Origin of the sequence: Paenibacillus sp. HW567, from assembly GCF_000374185.1 — a bacterium.
Classification (GTDB): domain Bacteria; phylum Bacillota; class Bacilli; order Paenibacillales; family Paenibacillaceae; genus Paenibacillus_AQ.
The window spans coordinates 1,892,634-1,915,411 of the sequence record NZ_KB910518.1 but is presented as its reverse complement, the minus strand read 5'-3'; the positions used below and the strand labels follow the sequence as shown (position 1 = coordinate 1,915,411).

The 22,778-nt window shown below is 50.9% G+C and carries 15 protein-coding genes; 4 read left to right on the top strand and 11 right to left on the bottom strand.

From position 1 onward, the window contains the following. Positions 1–24: 24 nt before the first annotated feature. The 5 genes from B212_RS0108520 to B212_RS35660 all read right to left on the bottom strand — a co-directional run bounded on the left by B212_RS0108520 (position 25) and on the right by B212_RS35660 (position 12,981). Entirely contained in the window at positions 25–687 is a 663-nt protein-coding gene (locus B212_RS0108520) for a hypothetical protein (protein WP_019910178.1), read from the bottom strand. Positions 688–704: 17 nt separating this feature from the next. Continuing rightward, positions 705–4,823, bottom strand: coding sequence for a hypothetical protein (locus tag B212_RS31095; protein ID WP_019910177.1), 4,119 nt, complete (start codon positions 4,821–4,823; stop codon positions 705–707). Between the two features lie 236 nt (positions 4,824–5,059). Further along, positions 5,060–5,326 (bottom strand): hypothetical protein, encoded by a 267-nt coding sequence (locus tag B212_RS0108510; RefSeq protein ID WP_019910176.1) that lies wholly within the window; start codon positions 5,324–5,326, stop codon positions 5,060–5,062. Positions 5,327–5,437: 111 nt separating this feature from the next. Beyond that, positions 5,438–12,712: an HYR domain-containing protein gene (locus B212_RS0108505; protein ID WP_019910175.1), complete on the bottom strand. Its 7,275-nt coding sequence runs from the start codon at positions 12,710–12,712 to the stop codon at positions 5,438–5,440. A 137-nt stretch (positions 12,713–12,849) separates the two neighbouring features. Beyond that, positions 12,850–12,981: a hypothetical protein gene (locus tag B212_RS35660; protein WP_269636908.1), complete on the bottom strand. Its 132-nt coding sequence runs from the start codon at positions 12,979–12,981 to the stop codon at positions 12,850–12,852. A gap of 513 nt (positions 12,982–13,494) precedes the next feature. On the opposite strand from B212_RS35660, the gene B212_RS0108490 reads away from it, so the two are divergent. Beyond that, positions 13,495–13,713 (top strand): helix-turn-helix domain-containing protein, encoded by a 219-nt coding sequence (locus B212_RS0108490; RefSeq protein WP_051128163.1) that lies wholly within the window; start codon positions 13,495–13,497, stop codon positions 13,711–13,713. A gap of 184 nt (positions 13,714–13,897) precedes the next feature. After that, complete coding sequence (locus B212_RS0108485) at positions 13,898–14,845, top strand: serine hydrolase domain-containing protein (protein ID WP_019910170.1); 948 nt, start codon at positions 13,898–13,900, stop codon at positions 14,843–14,845. A gap of 12 nt (positions 14,846–14,857) precedes the next feature. Here the strand turns inward: B212_RS0108485 and B212_RS0108480 are convergent, their stop codons facing one another. Both B212_RS0108480 and B212_RS33090 read right to left on the bottom strand, forming a co-directional pair. Further along, on the bottom strand, positions 14,858–15,616 hold the full coding sequence (locus tag B212_RS0108480) for a CPBP family intramembrane glutamic endopeptidase (protein ID WP_019910168.1): 759 nt from the start codon (positions 15,614–15,616) through the stop codon (positions 14,858–14,860). A 28-nt stretch (positions 15,617–15,644) separates the two neighbouring features. Next, positions 15,645–16,163 (bottom strand): hypothetical protein, encoded by a 519-nt coding sequence (locus tag B212_RS33090; RefSeq protein WP_019910167.1) that lies wholly within the window; start codon positions 16,161–16,163, stop codon positions 15,645–15,647. Positions 16,164–16,308: 145 nt separating this feature from the next. Here B212_RS33090 and B212_RS0108470 point away from each other — a divergent pair, with 145 nt between their 5' ends. Beyond that, positions 16,309–16,716 carry a hypothetical protein gene (locus tag B212_RS0108470; protein WP_156830096.1) on the top strand — a complete coding sequence of 136 codons (408 nt, stop codon included), beginning with the start codon at positions 16,309–16,311 and terminating at the stop codon, positions 16,714–16,716. Between the two features lie 84 nt (positions 16,717–16,800). Here B212_RS0108470 and B212_RS34960 read toward each other — a convergent pair whose 3' ends face one another. The 4 genes from B212_RS34960 to B212_RS0108450 form a co-directional block, all read right to left on the bottom strand. After that, on the bottom strand, positions 16,801–16,977 hold the full coding sequence (locus B212_RS34960) for a hypothetical protein (RefSeq protein WP_019910164.1): 177 nt from the start codon (positions 16,975–16,977) through the stop codon (positions 16,801–16,803). Positions 16,978–17,056: 79 nt separating this feature from the next. Further along, positions 17,057–19,048 carry a chemotaxis protein CheA gene (locus B212_RS0108460; protein WP_019910163.1) on the bottom strand — a complete coding sequence of 664 codons (1,992 nt, stop codon included), beginning with the start codon at positions 19,046–19,048 and terminating at the stop codon, positions 17,057–17,059. Positions 19,049–19,064: 16 nt separating this feature from the next. After that, the gene (locus B212_RS0108455) at positions 19,065–19,490 is read right to left on the bottom strand and encodes a chemotaxis protein CheW (protein WP_019910162.1); all 426 of its coding nucleotides are present in this window, start codon (positions 19,488–19,490) and stop codon (positions 19,065–19,067) included. A 22-nt stretch (positions 19,491–19,512) separates the two neighbouring features. Continuing rightward, positions 19,513–21,102 carry a methyl-accepting chemotaxis protein gene (locus tag B212_RS0108450; RefSeq protein ID WP_019910161.1) on the bottom strand — a complete coding sequence of 530 codons (1,590 nt, stop codon included), beginning with the start codon at positions 21,100–21,102 and terminating at the stop codon, positions 19,513–19,515. A gap of 272 nt (positions 21,103–21,374) precedes the next feature. Between B212_RS0108450 and B212_RS0108445 the strand changes: the two genes are divergently transcribed. Then, positions 21,375–22,712, top strand: a complete 1,338-nt coding sequence (locus B212_RS0108445) for an MFS transporter (protein WP_019910160.1) — start codon at positions 21,375–21,377, stop codon at positions 22,710–22,712. Positions 22,713–22,778 lie beyond the last annotated feature (66 nt).

Genomic DNA, 22,778 nt, shown 5'->3' with positions numbered 1-22,778 from the left:
CTATTCAAATTTTCGTTCAGATAATTATTGTATCAACATTTCTGCATATAAAACACAAGCTAGTAACCTGCCTTTTTCTTGAGATTTCAAAGATGATAGTGCATCGGTGAAATAATCCTCCCCTAATTTATCAATAAATGAAGTACATTGAACCTTCAATTTATCAAATGATGCATTGTTATCTATACATTTTCTAGCTAAAGATTTCAATTCTTCAAATGCTTCCGAAAATTCTTTAGCTGAACAAAGTTTATTGTACATCTCCCTTGAATAGAAATAGAATTTTGTGCGTTTATTTACTATGAATGGATTAGCCATATCCCTCTCTACTGAGAAAGCTAAACTTGTTATATTGCTACTTAGTTCAACAAGTTTTTGTCCCACTGAGTATATGATTTCATCAGAGACTTCATAGTCGGAATAAACAACGATCTTAAATCCAATATTAAGGACTTCTATTCTATCGTCAGGAAATTCGACCGGTGCTATCCAGAGAGCTATAACCACGTCGCCCCCTTTCGCTCGATTATCCGTACACTTAATATATAGCGCAATTTTTTCATTATAGCGTTTTACAAATACACAATAATCACCTTCAGAAATTAATGGTGGAGTTACTTTGAACCCTGCCGCTGCAACAGTTACACCAAGTGTTTCTTCCATATCCTTACTAAAAGTTTGCCCCATAGTGATCCTCCAATTATCTAAAATGGTTTTTTGGGACCAAATGTCCAAGGTATACCTGCGCTTGTTAATTTATCAAGTAAAGGCTTCATTTCAGGTGACACTGTCGGATCATGATCAAAATGCCAATGTGGATTTGCTTCTCCTGAATTGAAAAGTTCTATATCTTTATTTATCTGTCCTTCCATACGCGATATTTCTGACTGTGTTCTGGGTCCTTTGCTAAAATTATCTGATTTAAATTCTATATCCTTTCCTTTATAACGTGCATCATAATTTCGCCCAGCATCCTTAACCCTTCTACCATTTTCATTCCCGAATAACTCTGAGACCCTTTTATCATGCCACTCTGTTATATATTGCCACCTAGTTTTCTTCTTACTTTCAGGCGCCTTTATACTATCAAAATCAATCTTACCGTCTTTGCTAGCAACGGCTTTATTATAGACGTCTACTCTTTGGGCATCCGTCAAGCTCTTGATCTTATCGAGTTCAGCCTGGGTGCTGATTCCTGCTTTTCTGCCTTCCAGACTATCGACTTCTTCAATTTCCCCCTTAGCCAGCAGCACCCAAGGATTAACCTCTCCGTAAAGAAGGATATGCCTACCCTTGCGCTCCAGCTTAAACTTCTTGAACTTAAACTTCGCAAGAATCCGGCCAAGCAGAGCTTGGAGCTTCTTAGCCCCCTTCATGAACCCTTTTTGCAGGCTCTTGATCACGATTTTGCCATTGCGGATGATCATGCTGCCGCTCTTGGAGGCTAGTTTGGCTCCAGTTTTGAGCAGACTCTTGATGCCCTTGGCTCCTGCGCCCGCGACTGCCTTCACGCCTTTGGCGGTTGCTGCTGCGCCCTTCTTCACGGCTTGTCCGGCCTTCTTGAGTCCCTTGCCGAGGCCCTTGAAGCCCAGCTCCATCGCCAGCTCCACCAGCCCCATCGCCAGCGCTGTTGCCAGCGCAATAGCCGCCGGTTCGATCAGCTTCTGCCAGCCTTGGCTCAGGTACGTGCCGATATAGCCCGAGGCCTGTGCGAGGGTTTGCGCCACGGATACAATCGCCTGCGCTTCCATGACGGTCATGACAATATTCATCAGGACCGGAAGAAAAGCCGTGACCGCTCCGCCTGTGAGAATTTCCGCAGCCACAACGCCGACCAGTATTCCTACAATGGCGGCCAAGAGCTGTAATCCATGAGCTTTCATCCATTTTATTACATATGTTTTGATCTGGTCAAACACCATTTTGGCATTGTTCGCCCGCAGCGACACGCCGTCTGCGATTTTGCCGCCGAGGCTTTGGTTCGCTTTTCCGGTATCAAAATCCTCCATGATGCTCTCCATCGTATGCGGATCGCTGCTGCCCGGAAGCTGCTTGGTTTCGCCGTCCTTGAGGTTCATGTCCTGAACCAGCTCAGGGTCCATTTCTCCCTCTTCGACCGACTCCATTTCGATGTCGTCTGCGGTAAGCTTCTCTTCCGGCTGCGGTTCTCCCGCTTCCTGTTCCTGCTCTGCTCCGCCTTCTGCGGCACCTGCGCCCAGCGGCTTCGAAATGTCCACACCGAGCAGATACTCCCACATCTTGCCTTCCAAATGGCTGAACGACCGCTTCGCTGCCTTGCCGAGCGCCCCGATCCGTTCCATCACATCGAGGAAAACAGCGATCAGGAGGTTGCCTATGGTGGAGATTAGTTTCGTGTAGAAGTTCTGCACAACCGCCAAGGCCTGATCCACTTTGCTTGCCAAGAAGTCCATAACCTGGGTGACTTTCGTTTTGAGCTTCTGCGCGAGCTGGTTGACGGCTTTGACCGCTTTGTTCACTACGCCGTCAATTTTGCTGCAAATCTTGGCGGCGATACCCGGGAATTTGGCGAACACGACGGAGACCAGCTTTTTGAGCAGGGTGCCTAAGCCTTTGATCAGGGTGGTGATCAGCTTGCGGCCCAGCTCAATAATGCCCAGCACGGCTTGCTTTGCTTTTTCAAAAATAAACTTCACCGCTTTTCTCAGACCCTCGAAAATGAAGTTGACGGCTTTCTTGACGACTTCGACTACCGCTTCGAGCTTGTTCTTCACCCAGCCGAGGAAGCCGCCTTTTTTCTCTTCTTTGGCTTTTTCCTCTTGATGTTTGCCGTCAGCCTCTTTTTTGGCTTTGCTGTAGGCGGTTGTGGCTTCTTGTTCGGCTTCGGACTGCCGCTTTTGGGCTTCGCGTTCCTTTTCGGTGCGCACGGTGTTGATTTCGCTTTTCTTCTGCTGGGCTGCGGCTCCGGCTTGTCCGGCATAGTCGGCTTCGGCGGCATCCAGTTCGCTTTTCCACTCGCCGCGCAGGGCATTCACTTCGGCCTTGGCTCCGGCCTGCTGGCTGAGCTGCTGCTCTTTGGCTTCAGCTTCGGCCTTCTGGATTTGCGAGTGGCTATCCGCTTTGGAGAGCATGACTTTGCTGTCGAATTTTTCTTTTTCCTTGCTGTATTCGGCCTGCTTGGCACCGAGCTGCTTGTTCATTTCCGGGGCCAGCGTCTTGTTCAGGCCTGCGGTCATCTCGCCCGGGATGGCGAGGCCCGGCAGCTTTTTGGCAGAAGGAGCATTGCCGCCTTGCAGCTCTGCGTTTGCCTTCAGGGTCGAGCCATCCGGTTCGGGGAAGATATCATTCTCACCGAACGGGGTGCTGATCTGGCCCATCTCCGCTTGCTTCGCTGCGCCTACTTGCTGCGTGGCTTCTCGGCTGAAGCCCTCCACTTGGGAAGGATCGGCTTCGCCGGTCATGCTGATGCCGGGCGGCTGGGCTGCGGCGGAACGGATTTCGCTCATGATGGCTTCGGGGTTTTCCTCTGGGCCGGAGGAGCCGATGTTCATGCGTTCGAGGTTCCCCGGAGCTGCAGCTCCCCCGGACCGTTCGCTCTTATAGCTCTCTGGAGCAGCGTGCTTCAGCGGCACCGGCTTTCTCCGGGCTTGCAGCACCTTCCCTTTCAGTCCGGTCGGTGCGGGAATGACCGGGAGGGACTGCTTCGCCTTTTGCTTCTGCTTCGCAAAAGCTCCTGCGGAAACGTCAACAGCCTGGGCATAGGCATCCCCCATCTGAGTAGGCTGGACTTGAGTCAACTGGTCCAGGATCTGCCCCGGATCTTCGCCGCGGATATTGACCTTCTTGGCCTTGGCCGGGGTTTCCTTGCCGTCCCCGGCTATGGCGCCGAGAGCGGCTCCCAGTGAAGGCTCCTTTGACGCGGCTTGCTCGGCTTTTCTTGCTTTCTCCGAGGCGTCCTTAGCGCCGTTGGTCCCTTTTCCAGCCTTGCCTTCCTCGGTTTCCCTAGCGTCCTTGCTTCCCTTAGCACCCTCAGCTTCCTTGCTGTCCTTTGCGTCTCCGCCAGCCTTGCCGTCCTTCTCATCCGCTGACTGCACTTCAGCCGGCTCGGCCGCTGGTTCATTCCCGCCGCCCGTAGCCTTGGAAGCAGCCCCTGCGTCCTTCTTCTGAGCCGCTATAGCTTTTTCTTCTCCACCCGTTTGCCCAGCAGTCGATTTCCCAGCGCCTTCTACGCTGCCAGCCGAAGCTTTCCCCTTTACAGGGCTTTCCAGCAGATTCTTCTTTAGAATTCCCTTTATTTTCTCGCTTGGCTTCGCCTTCTGGCTCGGCTGCTGCTCAAGAACAGCGCTGCTCTGTTTCGCAGCCGCTGCTGCCACACTCTGAGTCTGCCGCACCTGCGACTGCGCCTCATTTGCCGGTTCCACCTGAACCACCGGTGCTTCTTCTAACTGTGCGGGTTGTATGGGTTGTTCAAGTTGTTCAGATTCGGATTGTGCAGCTAGAGCCGCCTCTCCCCCTTGAACCTCCTGAACCTCACCGGCCTTCTCCTGACCTCCCGGTCCCTCCTGCTTCACTTCAGCCTCGCTACCCGTCTTTTCCTCTTTCTTGCCGTTCTTTTTCAGCTCGGATAACAACTGAACCACCGCGCGGTTGCCCAGGGTCCGCTGAAGCGCCATCTGATCCTCCCGCGTCAACGAAGCCGGGTTCTTGCGGATACGCCGGATAATTTCCACCGGGTCCGGCTGCCGCGCAGCCGCTGGCTTCCTATACGTCTGCTCATAGCTGTATGGTTTATGATGAACGGAAGTCTGTTCCTTTTCCTTGCTCACCTTTACCTGAGTCTGCAAGCTAGGTCCCCCCTCTGTAAAAATCAGTCCTATAGAAGATGTAAATTCTATAGCGCTTTTTACAGCCGGAAACATAAATAAATCTATTTATTGAATTTTTTTCAAAAATAAAATGCCAAAAAGCCACCCAAGGGTGGCTTAAGCAAATAGTGCTCCTGCATTAGTGCTCCTGCATTAGTGTTCCTGCATTAGTGTTCCTGCATTAGTGCTCCTGCATTAGTGCTCCTGCATAAATGTTATCCAAGCATTATTTTCAGTAAAAGCCCTGCAGCCGCAATAAATAATCCCACACTGCTGATAATGGTTCCTACCAGCCACCGCTGGTTCTCACCTTGCCGAACCTTCAATCTGGCCAGCTCATCCCGCATCTCATCTATGCGCAGATGTGCCGATTTGGTGCTCTGCATCGCCTCAAGCGCAATATCCCTTGCGGAGTTCATAATGTCGAGCTTTGTTTCTACGCGGGTCAACCGTTGTAATATTTCATTCATGTCATCTGGCATATAGTACCCCCGGAATGGAGCTGGTTGGTTGATCTCTCATCTTAAGCTCCAGGCTGCCGCATTCATGAGCGGACGGCAGCCTGGAAATGGTCCTTCACTACCCTTATGTGCTTACGGTTCTATCCCTGCAATTAGATTTCCAGAGGAATAGACCGTAATTTTATTGGTATCTGTATAATCTGTTGCCGATGCATTGAAGGAATAATCATTAGTCTGGATGTAGTTAGAATAGTCCGCTTTCCAGAATCTGCATTGGATTTCTACTTTTTCACCCGGCTTCAGACTTCCGGCACTTTTGGAGAAGCTGATCTCCAGGTAATAATTGCTACTCGTCTTGCTGGTGGTCTTTTGGAAGCTTCCTGTGATATAGGACTGAATAGCGCTGCTAGAGCCCCATACCCGGGCGTAATCAGAGTAGAACCCTTGCAGTTTCTCACCATCAATGGTGTAGTAGTATCTAATCTTGATATTTGAGAGCTGGATAGTGCTGTTGCTCGTATTCGTGAATAAGATTCTTGGAGCAATCGTATTCGTAACGCTCGCTCTGTTGGCATTGAACGATTCGACTTTAAACGTCTGAAATACGGTTACATACTGCACTGCCGTCGATACATTGCCATTCGCATCGGTGGCGGTCCAGGTGACAGTTGTTTTTCCAACCGGGAAGCCATCTGCCGGAGCATCATTCTTCAGTGTATAGCCGAAAATATCGCTCGCTGTGGCTTGGCCCAACGTTACATTTGTGCGGGTTCCGGTCGCGGCTACAGATACATCTGCTGGCGCTTTAAGCACCGGCTTCGTCGTATCCACAACCGTGATCTTCTGCACGCCTGTGGTCACATTGCCATTCTCATCGGTAGCCGTCCATTTCACTTCCGTTGTTCCGAGTGCAAACTCTGACGGAGCATTGCTGGTTACGGTGACTTTGAAAATATCTGTGCCTTTCGCCTGACCGATATCCACCGGAGTCTTCAAGGCAGTCGCTTCGACGGTTTTATCGGCTGGCAGCGTCAGTCCCGGCTTCGTCGTATCCACTACCGTGATCTTCTGCACGCCTGTGGTCACATTGCCATTCTCATCGGTAGCCGTCCATTTTACTTCCGTTGTTCCGAGTGCAAACTCTGCTGGAGCATTGCTGGTTACGGTGACTTTGAAAATGTCTGTGCCTTTCGCCTGACCGACGTCCACCGGAGTCTTCAGCGCAGTCGCTTCTACGGTTTTGTCGGCTGGCAGCGTCAGTCCCGGCTTCGTCGTATCCACTACCGTGATCTTCTGCACACCTGTGGTCACATTGCCATTCTCATCGGTAGCTGTCCATTTTACTTCCGTTGTTCCGAGTGCAAACTCTGACGGAGCGTTGCTGGTTACGGTGACTTTGAAAATGTCTGTGCCTTTCGCCTGACCGATATCCACCGGAGTCTTCAGCGCAGTCGCTTCGACGGTTTTATCCGCTGGAAGCTCTAAAGCTGGCTTCGTTGTATCCACTACCGTGATCTTCTGCACGCCTGTGGTCACATTGCCATTCTCATCGGTAGCCGTCCATTTTACTTCGGTTGTACCCAGCGCATAATCTGCCGGAGCGTTGCTGGTTACGGTGACTTTGAAAATGTCTGTGCCCTTCGCTTCTCCGATATCCACCGGAGTTTTCAGCGCAGTTGCTTCTACGGTTTTATCCGCTGGAAGCTCTAAAGCTGGCTTCGTTGTATCCACTACCGTGATCTTCTGCACGCCTGTGGTCACATTGCCATTCTCATCGGTAGCTGTCCATTTTACTTCCGTTGTACCCAGCGCATAATCTGCCGGAGCGTTGCTGGTTACGGTGACTTTGAAAATGTCTGTGCCCTTCGCTTCTCCGATATCCACCGGAGTCTTCAGCGCAGTCGCTTCGACGGTCTTGTCGGCTGGCAGCGTCAGTCCCGGCTTCGTCGTATCCACTACCGTGATCTTCTGCACGCCAGTGCTTACATTGCCGTTCGCATCTGTAGCCGTCCAGGTGACTTCCGTTGTGCCCAGAGCAAACTCTGCCGGGGCATCGCTCTCTACGGTTACGTCAAAGATATCTGTCGCTGTTGCTTTACCAATCTCAACAGGTGTTTTGACTGCTGTGGCTTCCAGTGTGATATCTGCCGGAAGCCTCAGTACAGGCTTGACGGTATCCGTAATAGTTACTGTCACAATGCCAATCATGACATTTCCGTTGGCATCTTCGGCGGTCCAGGTCACTTTTGTCGTTCCGATTGGGAATTTAGCTGTAAGAGTCTCCCCGGAAGTGATCGGTCCCTTGCCGCCGAACCCTGGCGCATCGGTTGTTAAAGTGTACGGGAAAATTTCCTGTACTCCAGGTACTTCCAGTTCTACAGGTGTTGCCAGCGCGGAAGCCTCCTGAGTGATATGGAGCGAGCCTTTGAATTTCAGCAATGGATTGGTTGTATCCGTAACCGTCACCTTCTGCACGCCGATGGATACATTGCCGTTCTCATCCCTTGAGGTCCAGACGACTTCAGTTATACCCAGCGGATAAGCTTCCGGAGCGTTGCTGGTTACAGTTACTTTGAAAATATCCGTTGCCGCCGCTTGTCCAATCTCCACCGGAGTCTTCACGGCCGTCGCTTCTACGGTCAGATCCTTCGGCACGGTCAGAACAGGCTTGGTCGTATCCACTACCGTGATCTTCTGCACACCGGTGGACACGTTGCCGTTCTCATCCTTCGCCGTCCAGACGACTTCAGTTATACCCAGCGGATAATCCGCAGGAGCATTGCTCGTAATATTGAATTTGAAAATATCCGTTGCTGCCGCCTGTCCAATCTCCACAGGGGTTCTCACAGCAGTTGCTTCTACCGTAACATCCTTCGGCACGGTCAGAACAGGCTTTGTTGTATCCACTACCGTAATCTTCTGTACGCCAGTGCTCTCATTGCCGTTCTCATCCTTCGCCGTCCAGACGACTTCAGTTATACCCAGCGGATAGCTTTCAGGGGCATTGTTCATAATCATGTATTTGAAAATATCCGACGCTGTAGCCATCCCAATCTCTACAGGGGTCTTCACTGCTGTAGCTTCCACCGTCAGATCCTTCGGCACAATCAGCACCGGTCTCGATGTATCCACTACCGTGATCTTTTGGATTCCAGTGGATACATTGCCGTTTGCATCTGTCGCGGTCCAAAGAACCTCTGTTGTGCCTAACGGATAAGAATCCTTAGCATTGCTGGTGATGTCAACTTTGAAAATATCCGCCGCTGTAGCCTGTCCAATCTCTACAGGGGTCTTCACCGCCGTGGCTTCCACTTGAATATCCTTCGGCACGGTCAATACCGGCTTCGTCGTATCCACTACCGTAATCTTCTGCACGCCTGTGGATACATTGCCGTTCTCATCCTTCGCCGTCCAGATGACCTCTGTTGTACCCAGCGGATAATCCTTCGGTGCGTTGCTGGTAATGGTCACTTTGAATAGATCTGTAGCTTCAGCCTGTCCAATCTCTACAGGGGTCTTGACCGCCGTAGCTTCCACTTTTACATCCTTTGGAACGGTCAGTACAGGCTTGGTCGTATCAGCTACCGTGACCTTTTGCTTGCGGGTAGAGATGTTTCCATTCTCATCCTTGGCTGTCCAGATGACCTCTGTAACTCCAATCGTGAATTTAGCCGGAGCATTACTCGTAATTTCGCTTACGCCGAAAATATCCGTGGCTGCCGGAGGTGTCAGCGCTACCGCTGTTTCCTTGCCAGTTGCTTCAATCGTAAGGTCCGGTGTGTCTGCTATAACCGGCGCTGTTGTATCTACTACAGTAATCGTCTGTGTTTCGTTGCTGACATTGCCGTTCGCATCTGTAGCTTTCCAGGTCACAATCGTCTTGCCCAGCGGGAAGCTGGCCGGAGCATTGCTTGTAATGTTCACCGGGAACAGATCCGTAGCAGTCGCCTTGCCAATATTGACAGGTGTATTTACCGCTGTAGCCTCTACGCTGATATCCGCAGGTACCTTAAGCACCGGAAGCGTTGTATCGACTACAACAATTTTTTGAATCTCCTTCGATACTCTGCCATTGGCATCCGTAGCGGTCCAGGTAACCTCGGTTGTTCCCACCGGATAATCCGCCGGAGCATTGCTTGTTACCTTGACCGGGAAAATATCTGTCGCCGTTGCTTGTCCAATGACTACAGGCGATCTTACAGCCGTTGCTTCAATTCTGATATCTGCAGGCACATGGAGCACGGGATCGGTGGTATCGACAACCGTTACATTCTGTGTGCCGATTGCCACATTGCCGCTTGTGTCCTTAGCCATCCACGTTACCTTTGTCGTGCCTACCGGAAAATCATCCGGAGCGTCATTAATCACAGTGGTTTTGAACAAATCTGTTACGGTTGGCTCGCCAAGATCAACAATCGAGCGAATTGCCGTTGCCTCCACCGTAATATCCGCAGGTACCTTGAGAACAGGTTTGGTCGTATCGACCACTTTGACCGTCTGCGTTCCTGTCGTTGCATTGCCGTTCGCATCTGTAACCGTCCAGGTGACTACCGTCAAGCCCAGCGGAAAATCTGCCGGAGCATCATTTTTAACCGTCACCGGAAAAATCTCAGTAATTACCGGCTGGCCAAGCTCCACCTTGGTGCGTTCCCCGGTTGCTTCTGCCGTTTTGTTGCCGGGCAGTGTAACCAGCGGTTTGGTCGTATCCACAATCGTAATATTTTGCGTTCCCTTGGTGCTGTTGCCATTCTCATCGGTGGCGGTCCAGGTGACAACCGTTTTCCCGATGGCAAAGCTGTCCGGGGCATTGCTGGAAATGGTGACCTTGAAAATATCCGTAGCCGTTGCTTCTCCCAGCTCTACCGGTGTCTTGATTCCGGTGGCTTCTGCTGTAATATCCTTCGGTACAGTCAGCACAGGAGCCGTCTTATCGGTGACGGTGATGGTCTGATCGGCCTCTGAGACATTGCCATGCTCGTCCGTGGCGGTCCAGGTAACCTTCGTAACTCCAACCGGATAATCTGCCGGTGCATTATTGATCAGCAGAACATCGAACAGATCGGTTGCTTTGGCCTCCCCGATGTCCAGCTTCATCCGCTTGGCGGTGGCTTCTACCGTAATATCCTTCGGAATCGTCAGATTAGGTTTGGTTGTGTCCGTGATGGTAATCAGTTGATCGGCAAAAGAGGCATTGCCGTTCTCATCAACTGCCTTCCAAGTGACCTTTGTCGTTCCCACCGGATAATCTGCGGGTGCATTATTCGTGATAGTCACTTTAAAAATATCCTTCGCCGTAGCCGTTCCGATGGCAACCGGCGTTTTTCTGCCTGTAGCTTCCTTAGTAATGTTTGCAGGAACGGTCAGCTCCGGCTTGGTTCTATCGACCACAATTACATTTTGTGTGGCTATAGCCATGTTCCCGTTCGCATCTGTAGCGGTCCATGTGACCTCAGTGGTCCCGACAGGAAATTCCTTCGGAGCATTGTTCACCACAATGACCGGGAAAATATCCTTTCCTACCGCACCGCTCACTACGACCAGTGTTTTTACAGCGGTAGCTTCCACTACGATATCCCCCTGCACGGTAAGCAAAGGTTTCGTTGTATCCTTTACCGTAATTTTCTGCACCTGCGAGGAAGTATTCCCTACCGGGTCAACGGCTGTCCACTTAACGGTTGTAGTGCCGATAGGGTAATCTGCCGGAGCATCGTTCGTTACGGTGACATCCGGGATGGAAATATCCTGCACCGACGCTTTTCCAATATTGACAGGTGAGCGGATCGCCGTAGCTTCGATAGTGATATCTGCCGGTACGGTGAGCACAGGAATCGTTTTATCTATTTTGATCTCAGTTCTCTGAGCGGGAGTAGCGTTTCCGGCTTGGTCCACAGCCCAGAACGATAGCGGGGTAATGCCCTCTGTCTGAACGGTAAAGGCCGCCGTGGCCCCCGGGACAATCTTCTCTTCCCCGGCTGCGCCCAGAATATAATGGATTTCTTTCACGCCCGAATTGGCATCGGAGGCGGTCAGTGAGACTGTGACATTCGCACTGTTCCAGCCCTTTGCATTCGCTTCGGGGCTTAGAATACTGGAAATAACCGGACCGCTTTTGTCAATTTTTATCGTGGCGGTTTTGGCTGGTTCAGTGTTCCCGGTTTTGTCCACAGCCCAATAACTGACCTTAGCGGTTCCCTCAGCGCTAAGCTCTATTTCCGCATTGGCGCCTGCCGTTTTGACCGGTTCGGCATCTCCTATCTTGTAGTAAACGGAATCTACCCCGGACAACGGGTCCGCTGCCGCAAAATGAAGGGCGACCTTATCATGGCTCCAGCTTCCGGAGTCCTCATTCCCCCCTGTTACTGTTGTAACCGGCGGGCTGTTGTCAATGTTGATGGGACCGAAGGTGGCAATGGAATAATGGTTCTTGTCGTCGTCGCTTGAAGCTGCGCTGTCGATAGCCTTGCCTGTAGCCATCTGATTCGCGCCTTCTGCAGTAAATACCTGATCGGCGGTCAAGAATTTGATCGGAGATAACGTATCCGCCGCTGTGTAATGCACAGTCACGGAGCGGTTGCTCCATGTCCCTGCAATGTAGCTGCCCCCTCCATCCTGTGAGGCAGTTGCGGTAATGTTTGGCGGGGTTGTGTCGATCAGGTTGGAGCCTACCGCTCCGATCTCTACCCGGAAGGTTACCGGCTGGAGGCCGGGAACGGTGGCTTTTACCTCCAAGGTTTTGATAACCCCGGTGCTCTTGGAATAGACCTGGAAGCCTTCTCCCACATAACCGGTGTAGGTGTTGGCGGCAGAAGCGTAGCCGTTAGCATCCGTCATGACGGTGACGCCGTTGCTGTTAAGACCTCTCATCACCGCGGTTATGGTGCTGTCTTCCGAGGCTGTGAAGGTAACCGGAACACCTGCAAGCGGGTTACCCGACAGGTCCTTGACAGCTACGACCTGCGGAAGCATAAAACCCCGGCCGCCCGGGATCACACCCGAGGCCTGCGCTAATTTGATCTGCTGCAGCGGCGGCGAGACTGCGCCCATCGTCCCCTCCACATCGCTCATAGCGAACAAGCTCATGGATAGAGAGCCCCGGTGCAGGATCACTCCCAGTGTCGGGTCTATGCCATACACCGAATCATAGACGGAGCCGCTGACGGAACCGCTGACTAAATCTTGTACCGGCACCACATTCGTTACCGGCTCAGCAGGAAGCTCTGTGCCATACACCGCCGCATAGGCTTTGCCTGCTTCCGCACCCGCAGAGTCAACCGTAAGGCTCTTTTCAGAACCAAAAACAGCGCCGGGCGCGACCATTAGAACCAGCAGGGCCAAGCCAAGCCATTTGGCGATGATGCCCTTGCCTCCATACTGCACACGCTTCAATCCTTTTTTTGAATGTTTCATCATGCATCCCCTTACTTTTTTAGTGATGAACAAAAACTATGATTACGACAGCATGCCCCTCCTTTAATAATCAAAGGGAACTCCGGGCGGCTTTTTACAACTGCTTGTTGCGATTTACGTAATATCCGATTTTCGTTTCAGCTCTGCTCAAGCTTCGTGACCTTCTGTCTGGTACAGGTAATGTTAGACTTTGCTGCCTGACCCGGCCGCGCAATCACTACCAAGGTCAAAAATGTGTTCAAAATCTCGGGTGTAAAATCCTCCTTCACCGCCATCCCCTCCTAGTAGGTATAAAATCGACATTAAGACAACATGATTCTTCATAATTAATGGTATTTGAGAGAGTATTTTTACAACTTTGAGAAGATATTTAGAAATCATGTAAATTTATGTTTTTGCTAGTTGTGGAATCTATGGAATATTCTACTTGTTATATGAGGAGATCAATCTAAGCGAATCAACAATGAACATGGGGGAGTAGTGATGATTACCTGCGATGACGAGCTAGTAGAAACCTGTCGGAAGTTATTGAAACGCTCAGCATGGAGAATCCAGTATAAGACTCGTATTCAACAAATAAGAGAGTGCAACCAGCTTTACGACAACCAGTTCTATGACAACAGCTTTGAGAACATGATCATATCAGAGCTGTTTGTAGACGAATTGCTGGAAACGCTACCTTGGGAGAAATGCAGGTACATAATTAAGAAGACGGTAATTGATGGAATACCTGAGCAAGAAGTGGCAAAGGAATTGCACATGACTCAACAGGGGGTAAGCAAATGGAAACGAAAGGGCTTAGAAATCCTGAAAGAATATCTCATCACTTCGTTGAAACCGTAAAAAAGGCGCAAAGCGGGGACAAAGACTCTATGGAGGATATCCTCACCCTCTTCTCGGGAGACATCGAGTATTTATCCAAATTTATTATGCTTCCCAGGGAAGAAGCGATTCAAACCCTGACGATTGAACTCATCAACATCGTGCATCAGGATTTATAAGGTTAATAAGCAAAGACGGGCCGTCCAGTACATATCATCTATCTTAATTTTGACAATGAGGCTATAATTTCATTATAAAAAGCTGCCCTTGAGAACAGGGCAGCTTTTACTTTTTTTATGGATATACTTAGGGGTAATGGGTTATTCTTAGGATCTGCTACTTCATCGTGAAAGGACGGGACCCATGAATTTGTCTGCACTATCTGAAGTCATTCCACCGCTGAATTTGAGAAGCTGCCTAATTAGCCGCGAAGGCCGGCTTGTGTTCGAGTATTACCGGGATGACCGCACACTGAAGGAGATTGCCAGGATCAATTCCTGCACCAAAAGCGTGCTCTCTGCGCTGATCTGCATCGCGATGGATCAAGGCCTGCTGCCGCAGCCCGCTGCTCCGGCAGCACAATTCTTCCCGCAGCTACAGGCGGGCAAGGATGTGCGCAGGCAGGAGATTACGCTTCAGCATCTGCTAACCATGTCAGCCGGGTTCAAATGGAACGAGTTCGGCGGGCTGAATTCTTTTCCCAAAATGACCAAATCCCCTAATTGGGTGGAGTATGTACTGGAGCAGCCGCTTGCCGATGCTCCCGGCACGCGCATGGAATACAACTCTGGAGTGTCCCAACTGTTATCCGCCATTCTGGTTCAGGCTTCGGGAATGACAACGGCGGAGTATGCCGGGCGTTATCTGTTCGGACCGCTTGGAATTGAAGCTTATGAATGGGAGCAAGATCCGCAAGGAATTCATACCGGCGGCTTCGGACTCCGGCTGCGTCCCGCTGATCTGCTGAAATTCGGACAGCTCTATTTGCAGCAAGGCGTCTGGGAGGGCAACCCGGTCATTTCGCGGGAGCAAGTTGCCCGTTCGACGGAAGCTGCCCTTCCCGTGGACGCTCCCCACCAAGGCGGGTACGGCTGGCATTGGTGGACGGATGCCTATCCGCTGGCCTCAAGCGATGGGGCGGCGATGCAATATTACTACGCCCGGGGCTACGGAGGCCAATTTGTCTATGTTCTGCCGGAGCTTGCAGCCGTCGTTGTCCTCACACAGGACAAGCAGGGCAAGAGCAGCGCTCCGGCCGAAGTGTTCCGTGAGCTTATTGCTCCTGCACTTGCCGCTCCAAGCGGGCTTTGAACGTCCGCAGACTTATGCAGATAGATGATGGCTTTGCTTGCGGCGCAACAGAACAACAACTAAGTAGATTCCATACAGGAAATATAGAATATTCAGCAGCGATACCAACAGAATTTCCTGATCCAAATTTTCATTGCTGACCATAGCCAGCGCGTCATAGATAAAATGAAACGCAATCAAAGGAATGATGTTGTCTGCGGTTTCAATCAAGAGCGCCAGCATACAGCCCAGCAGCAGGGCGTTGATCACTTGCAGTAAAATATGTATAAACTCGGTTCCGTTCAGCGCATTCGCCATATGTAGGATACCAAAAAATACAGATGAAAAAACAATATAAAACACAGGTCCCTTAAGCCGCAGCTTTTCCCGGAGGATTCCTCTAAAAATCGTTTCTTCCGTAAAGCCGACCAGAACCGTCATCAGAAGAATACTTACAACCTCGGTTACAGACAGGTCAAAGTTGATACCGTTCATAGCCGGCTGGAACAAAGCGATGATCAGCAAGGGAATATAATACAAAACCTGCTGCGTCTTCGCCGGATTTAATTTTTTGAATCCGAAGCTGGCTAGGGAACGGCCTTTTCGGGTCATATAGACACTAACGATCACTGCCATTACGAAAAATGCACAAGCCTGGGCAATCCTTACCCCCGTATCGTCAAGCTCCATAATAGATGCGGCGGCGGAGGCCACGGAGACCAATAAGATCAGCACAACTCCCAGCATAATTGAAAATAATACCGGATGCCCTTTTGCAGTGTTTTCTTTCATTTTATTGCTCCTTTTTATTGGATTGGTTTCAGTGCTGTCCTGCCTCTGCGCTAATGTCTATGCGATGTCCATCCCGGGTAGTCGCATAGACCTTCCAATCCCCGGAAACCCCGCTGCCATCGGACATTCGGAACGTCCTTGTCAGCTCTTGTTCAGCCTTCACTTCCACGAATCCATATGCATGACTCCCGCGGTATACATTGAAGATGGCGATGCCCGAGGCGCCGTTGTTTTTAAGGTGAATCTTTAACTCAGTTCCGTAGTCTGGAACCGCTGTGAAGTAATTTTCAAAGCTGCTTCCCTGCTGCCTGACCTCTTTTATATATAAAACACCCTCCTGCGGGATAGTACCCGGGCTGTCTTCGATTTCTACTGCATCCGCTGCTGCACTCGTTGCCGCCTGTGCCTCCTCTGCTTCTGCCGCTGCTTGTCCGTCCGCCGCCGGTTTCCAGACCACAAGCAGGACCAGCAGGACAGCAATTGCGGTTGTCATTACAATCACATAAATACGGAACCACCTTTTACGCACCTTATGTTCAATGTTCATTCTATGGACTCCCCCCTTTCTGCATTTGATATTAATCACATGGCATTAGTTTACTCTATTATAGTCTACCAAAAATTTCTGTGGGAAAAGATATATTCACATGTTATAATCTCATAATCCGTGTAACAGAAATTTATTCCCAGTCATGCAGGGATTCAGGAGGGTCATAGTCATCACGAACAGTCACATCCGCATTGTGAAAGTATCCGCAGAAATAGAGAAAGATGAATATGAATTTAAAGTCAGCCACTGGCGGCTGCTTCTGGAGACTAACCGTTATTACGAGATTAAGCCAGAGAACGGCCCGGTGAAAAGAATTTTCAAAGAAAAGCTGAACACCATCGTTGATGAAACCAAGTCCTATACGGACGGTTTTCTCGCCTGTTCGGCCTTTTGTGATGAGGAGCGGATTGATGAAATGCAGTCGGAAATCCTGAAGAATCTGCAGCTCAAGATCAATGTCTATATGAATGAGCTTCAACTCAACCAAAAGGCCATTGACCAGCAATACCTTTGTCCCAAGACTGGAGTTTTGCGGGGATCACAAGCCTGACCGGATATGCCGGTTCATTGAAATAGCCGAGGGGACCACAAGGTTAATTGTCTGTGGTCCCTTCGGCTATTTGTGTTGCGGCTATTATAGAAGATCTGCGCTCTTCAAGGCATGCTCCCAGCTAGGGAAATAATGCAGCGCACTGCGCATGAGCTCGGGGTCCTGCTGCTTGACTTGCTTTTTATTCACAGTTCCCCCACTCGACTGAAGCTGCCGAATCCGGCTGATCACTTCATCTGACCCCAGTGTAATATCCATCATCCCACCCCTTTCCTGGTGTTTCTTACCATATTTTTCACCATCGCTGCGGTTTCTATACCACGTACTGCGAGCGATGGTGCTAATGGCTTACCAGGTAAGACGCATCCAGAATCAGGGCAACCCGGCCATTGCCCAGAATTGTCGCACCGGAGAGATGGTTCATTGTCCCGAGAGATTCGCCCAGGGATTTGATGACAACCTCCTGGTTGCCGATGATCTCATCTACGGCAAAAGCTGCGATCTTGTCAACGGATCTGACAATCACCAGAGGAATGGTTTTGGAGCTGCGCGTAACCCGGGGGTAATGCAGCTTATCCCCCAGCCAGGAGAGCGGTACAATCCGCCCATGCTTGAGAATCGTTTGCGCCCCCTGGACGGTCTGAATCTCTTCGGGAGCAATCCGCACAATTTCGGCTACATTATACATCGGGAGAATAAGCACCCGGCCAGAGACGCTCACAAGCAGGCCCTTAATAATGGCTAGAGTGAGCGGCAGGCGGATGATGAAGACCGTACCTGTGCCCGGCTCTGTTTCGATATCTATGATTCCGTTCAGCCGGCCGATCTGACTTCGCACGATATCCATTCCGACCCCGCGCCCGGACACGTCGCTTACCTCGGAAGCAGTCGAGAAGCCAGGCTCGAAGATGAGATGAACCGCTTCCTGGGTAGTTAAATATCCGGCCTGTTCTTCCGTAATAATGCCTTTGCCCAGAGCGGAGGCCTTTATCCGGCCGGCGTCAATGCCCTTCCCGTCATCCTCCAGACGGATAACCACATGGTTCTCTTCGTGGAAGGAGGTAAGCGTGATCCTTCCCTTCACCGGCTTGCCCAAGTCCGCCCGCACTTCCGGACTCTCAATGCCGTGGTCTGCGCTGTTGCGGATCAGGTGGATCAACGGGTCGCTTAATTCCTCAATAATCATCCGGTCCAGCTCAGTCTCACCGCCCTGTATCAGCAGCTCAATATCTTTGCCGAGCTTCTGGGCCAGATCTCTGACCAGGCGGGGGAAGCGGTTGAATAGCTGATCAATCGGCAGCATGCGTGTCTTCATTACACCTTCCTGCAATTCTTTGATCAGGCTGCCCATGTGATCCGACACACTGCCAATGCCCGGCAGAACCCTGGCGGGATCGTCACGCATTCCGGCAGCACTCAAATCCGCCAGGGATGTCTGCTCAATCAGCAGCTCACCGACCAGATTCATCAGATGATCGAGACGCTCCACGTTGACCCGGACCGTTGGATGGCTGGCTCTCCCCCGTTCTTCGGACTGTGTAACAGTCTGAGGGGCTTTTGCCGCTTCCGAATCGGCAGCCTCCCTTGCACTCCCCGCAGTGCCTTCAAGCTGGTACAGAGTCACATCCACGCTCTGGATATCAGAGTCACTGCGAAGCAGCTCCTGCACGAGCTGCGGCGCCTTGGCTGTGGCCGTTATAACGGCAAACCTGCCATAGCGTTCATCCTCATCCGCACCTGAAGCTGCGGCGGGAGACAGTGTAACGGCAATGATGCTGCCGCATAGATCCTCGATCCGCTGCAGCAGGATATAATGTCTTGCCGCCTTCATCAGACAATCTTCTTTCAGCGTAATGCTGACAGCGAGCAACTGTTGCCCAGCGGCAGCAGCCTCCTCGGCCTTGAGCAGCCCCGCTGCGGTCAGAGCCTGCAGCGGGGCCGGCTCCTGACGCTCAGGCTTGTTGAGCAAAGCTTTGATCTCTGCCACAACGTCACGGCAGTCCGAGAATGCTTCTCCACTGATGTACTGGCTGCGCAGCAGCTTCATCGCATCCAGTGCCCGAAACAGAGTATCAATCAACACCGCCGTGATCTCCGGCTTCTTCTCCCGTACCCATTCCAGGGCATACTCGACTTCATGGGTCAAATCGCTCATTTCTCGGAAGCCCATCGTTGAGGATGACCCCTTAATCGTATGCGCAGCACGGAAAATTGTTTGAATCAGCTCTGGAGTCGGTGAATTCTCCAAGGCAATCAAGGATTGGTCGATCCGCTCCAGTTGGTCGTTCAGCTCCTCTATGAAAATATCGCGGTAGGCTGACAGCTCCATCATCTTATTGTTCTCCTTCCTAACCGCCGAGTATTTCCTCCAGCTTCAGAATGCCGATCAGCCCGTCGCCGCGTTGTCCAATCCCCAGAAAAACACCTTCCCGGCTGCGGCTATGCCCGGCTGACGGAGGATGAATCTCACCGTAAGTGGTCACCTTATTTACCTTATCTACAATTAACCCCACAAATTCATCCCGGAAGCGGACTACAATAATCCGCGTAGCCCGGGTGTAAGGCTCATCGGGCATCCCCAGCAAATTGCGCAGGCTCATCACGCAGACTACCTTGCCCCGAAGGTTGACTACCCCCTTCACTTCACTCCTGCTGAAGGGGATATCCGTAATGGTGAGCATCTTGATAATTTCATGGATTTCTTCGATGCGAATCGCACAGGTTTCGGCGCCTACGGCAAGCTCGATATATTGTTCCTTTTGCAGCGTGGACATGATTTCACCTTCAATCTGTGAATTAATGGGTCTTGAATGCCGCAGCGGAGTGGGCCAACTCTTCCGAGAGCTGCGCCAAGGCCTGGCAGGTTGCCGCCGTTTCCTCCGAAGCGGCAGCAGATTCCTCACTTGAGGCTGCTATGGATTCCACCGAGCTCATCACTTCGGCAGCCTGAGCCGATTCTTCTTCACAGGCCGCAGCAATTTCATTGACCTTGAGCGAGGAGTTGTTCACCATGCTGATAATCTGCTCAAACGCCTGGCTGGTCATTGCGGATTGCTCCACGCTTTCGCCAACCGCCCGGACGCTCTGCTTCGTATTTTCCTGCATCGCCTTGATAATCTTCGTAATTTCCTTCGTTGCGTCACTGCTGCGTTCCGCCAGCTTACGGACCTCATCCGCAACAACCGCAAAGCCGCGGCCCTGCTCACCGGCACGTGCAGCTTCAATCGCCGCGTTCAGAGCCAGCAGATTGGTCTGCTCGGCGATATCGTCAATGACCTCGATAATGTCGCCAATTTTATGGGAATCCTCTTCAAGCTGGCTCATCTTCTGATTCACTGCCTGCATGCCCTGAAGCGAAGCTTCAACTACATATCCGCCTTCACGGGCAGTCTTGACCGTATCATTGGACAGGTCGGCGGCTTCCTCCGCGCTTCCAGCTACAGAGTTGATCGCGAGAGACAGCTCTTTGAAGAGCTCAGTAATGCTTGCCGCTGCAGACGACTGGCTGGTGCTCGTACTGGCAATCTCCTGTGTGCTCGCCGAAATCTGCTGGGAGGAGGCGGCAACACTTTGAGAGTTCATTACGATGCCGTTAATCAGATCCTTCAGGTTGTCAACCATCCGGTTCAGTGCGGCAGCCAGTTGTCCAACTTCATCCTTCGAGGAAATCTCTGATTTTTGCGTCAAATTGCCGTTCGCCACCTCGGAAGCAAGTCCGAGCATCTGCAGCAGCGGTCTTGAAATGGATCGGGCAATGAAATAGCCGATTAGAATACTGATCAGGACTGCGCCAACAACAGTTGAGAGGGTAATGATCAGCGCCGAAGAATAGGAATCCTGGGAATGGCGGTCGGTCTCCTCCGCGAGCTTTACATTAACCCCAATCAGTTCGGTCATATCTTTGATAACAAACTCACCCTGGGCCGACAGCTCCCCTTTTTGAAACTTGATATAAGCATCCGTACCCGCTTGCTCCGCCAGAAGAAGACCTTGATCAAAAAGCTTCTTATATTTCCCGTAATCTTCATCAAAGGCGCGCAGCAAATCCTGTTCTTCCGCAGTAGTAGCAAGCGGCCGGTAGTTGTTCACTTTCATCTCAATATCCTGACGGACTGCAGCAATGTCTTCTTTGAGTCCTGAGATTTCCGCAGCATCCGTAGAAATATTCAGATCCCGCAGATACACCCTTGCTTTCTGATAGCTGATTTGGGCAGCGGAGAGATCTCTTACCGAGATCAGATTATTGCTGTACATCACCTTCATATTCGAGTTTGCCGTACGCAGTGTGAAGATTGAATACACTCCAAGTCCTGTCAGAATCAAAGCTACGGTTAGAAACGCAGAAATGATTTTTGTTGCTGTCTTCATGTTAGCGTACCATTTCATTTCAAATTCCCCCTGAGGATAGCTTCTTTGCGTCCGCTCACTTGGCGTACCTTGTACGGGCCAGCGGACAGCTTAGCTCTTTTTCGACATTTTTCGTTAAATTTTTAATAGCTAACTTTCGCAATAATGAAATTAGCTGCATTTCAGCCGCCGGCCACCTGCCGGATGCGGCTAAGCTGTGGGCTTGACAACAGGAGTAAATCAGCTATAAATAAACATAATTAGCAAATGGTTCTACCCAATAATACATTTACAGAAAAGAGGGCTGTCCATTGGGGACAAAGGTATCCTTGGCAGAGAAAATGGTTTTCTCCGGCGGTTTGCTGGGCCAAAATATGTTATACAGCTTTATGTCGATGTACATTTTATTCTTCTACACTGATTTACTTGGCATCCCGGCAACTGCCGCCAGCGTTATTCTGGTGACCGCGAGTATATTTGACGCCTGTCTGGACCCGCTTATGGGCATGATTACAGACAAAACCCGCTCCAAATGGGGGAAATTCAGACCTTACCTGCTGTTCGCCCCCTTCCTGATTGCCGCGGCCACCGTCCTGTGCTTCTGGGATTTCGGGGGTTCCGCCACACTGACGCTTGTAGTCGCCACAGTCTCCTATCTGCTCTGGGGAATGCTCTATACGGTCTGCGATACCCCGCTCTGGGCAATCTCCTCCGTGATCTCCACAGATCCGGGTGAACGGACGCTAATCGTTACGTTAGGCAAAATAGGCGGGACTATCGGCACAGTTGTCATCACTATAGGCGGCATCCAGCTCCTGCTGGCCTTCGGCGGCGAAAGAAGCACAGCAGCCTACTGGTATTCCGCGATTATTGTGGCTGTCATCGCCGCATTGACTATCTTTTTGACCGGACTGATTTCCAGAGAACGGGTTGCGCCTTCTACCGAGAAAATTTCCTTCAAAAAAAATCTGCAAACGATCTACAAAAACAAACCGCTGCTTGCCCTGCTCGCCTCGCTGCTCATTATCAACATGGTCACCGGCATCAGACAGAGCATTCAATTGTATTATGTTGTGTATGTATGGGGGGATGCCAGGTACGGAACACAGCTCGGAATCAGCCTCGTGGCCGGGATGCTGCTGGGCATGATTGCAACACCCAAGCTGCTCACGCGCTTTTCCAAAAAAAATGTGTTTATCTTCTCCTGCATCCTTGGCAGTCTGTCCTGTCTTATTCCTTATCTGTTCGGGGATCAGAATATCCTGTTCACACTGGTATTCTTCGGGGTCAGCTTCTTCTTCTCCGGGATGACTATCATTGTAAGTACCTCGATGCTGCTGGATACGATTGATTATTCGGAGTGGAAGCTGGGCTTCCGGGGGGAGGGACTTGTCTTTTCTACGAACACCTTTATTACCAAGTTCAGCGGCGCGGTGTCCAGATTGATTATCGGAGCAAGCCTTGGCTTCCTGAATTACGCAGAGAATCAGCCGTCTACCCCGGGGCTTCAGCACGGCCTTAGCCTTGTGATGTTTTTGTTGCCTGCGCTCTGCTTTCTTGCTGCCATTATCCCTATCCTGTTCTATACTATTAGTGATAAGCAAAGAGCGCGGATATTGACAGATTTAGAGCACAGCCGGTCACTGTAGGCGCGGGGAAAAAAAATAGACTATACAGTATGATAATCTATAGTTCAATTGATATAGAGTAAAAGG

Coding starts and splice junctions, on each gene's coding strand:
- B212_RS0108520 (WP_019910178.1), bottom strand. CDS start 687: ATGGGGCAAACTTTTAGTAAGGATATGGAAGAAACACTTGGTGTAACT.
- B212_RS0108510 (WP_019910176.1), bottom strand. CDS start 5,326: ATGCCAGATGACATGAATGAAATATTACAACGGTTGACCCGCGTAGAA.
- B212_RS0108505 (WP_019910175.1), bottom strand. CDS start 12,712: ATGAAACATTCAAAAAAAGGATTGAAGCGTGTGCAGTATGGAGGCAAG.
- B212_RS0108490 (WP_051128163.1), top strand. CDS start 13,495: ATGGAAACGAAAGGGCTTAGAAATCCTGAAAGAATATCTCATCACTTC.
- B212_RS0108485 (WP_019910170.1), top strand. CDS start 13,898: ATGAATTTGTCTGCACTATCTGAAGTCATTCCACCGCTGAATTTGAGA.
- B212_RS0108480 (WP_019910168.1), bottom strand. CDS start 15,616: ATGAAAGAAAACACTGCAAAAGGGCATCCGGTATTATTTTCAATTATG.
- B212_RS33090 (WP_019910167.1), bottom strand. CDS start 16,163: ATGAACATTGAACATAAGGTGCGTAAAAGGTGGTTCCGTATTTATGTG.
- B212_RS0108470 (WP_156830096.1), top strand. CDS start 16,309: ATGCAGGGATTCAGGAGGGTCATAGTCATCACGAACAGTCACATCCGC.
- B212_RS34960 (WP_019910164.1), bottom strand. CDS start 16,977: ATGATGGATATTACACTGGGGTCAGATGAAGTGATCAGCCGGATTCGG.
- B212_RS0108460 (WP_019910163.1), bottom strand. CDS start 19,048: ATGATGGAGCTGTCAGCCTACCGCGATATTTTCATAGAGGAGCTGAAC.
- B212_RS0108455 (WP_019910162.1), bottom strand. CDS start 19,490: ATGTCCACGCTGCAAAAGGAACAATATATCGAGCTTGCCGTAGGCGCC.
- B212_RS0108450 (WP_019910161.1), bottom strand. CDS start 21,102: ATGAAATGGTACGCTAACATGAAGACAGCAACAAAAATCATTTCTGCG.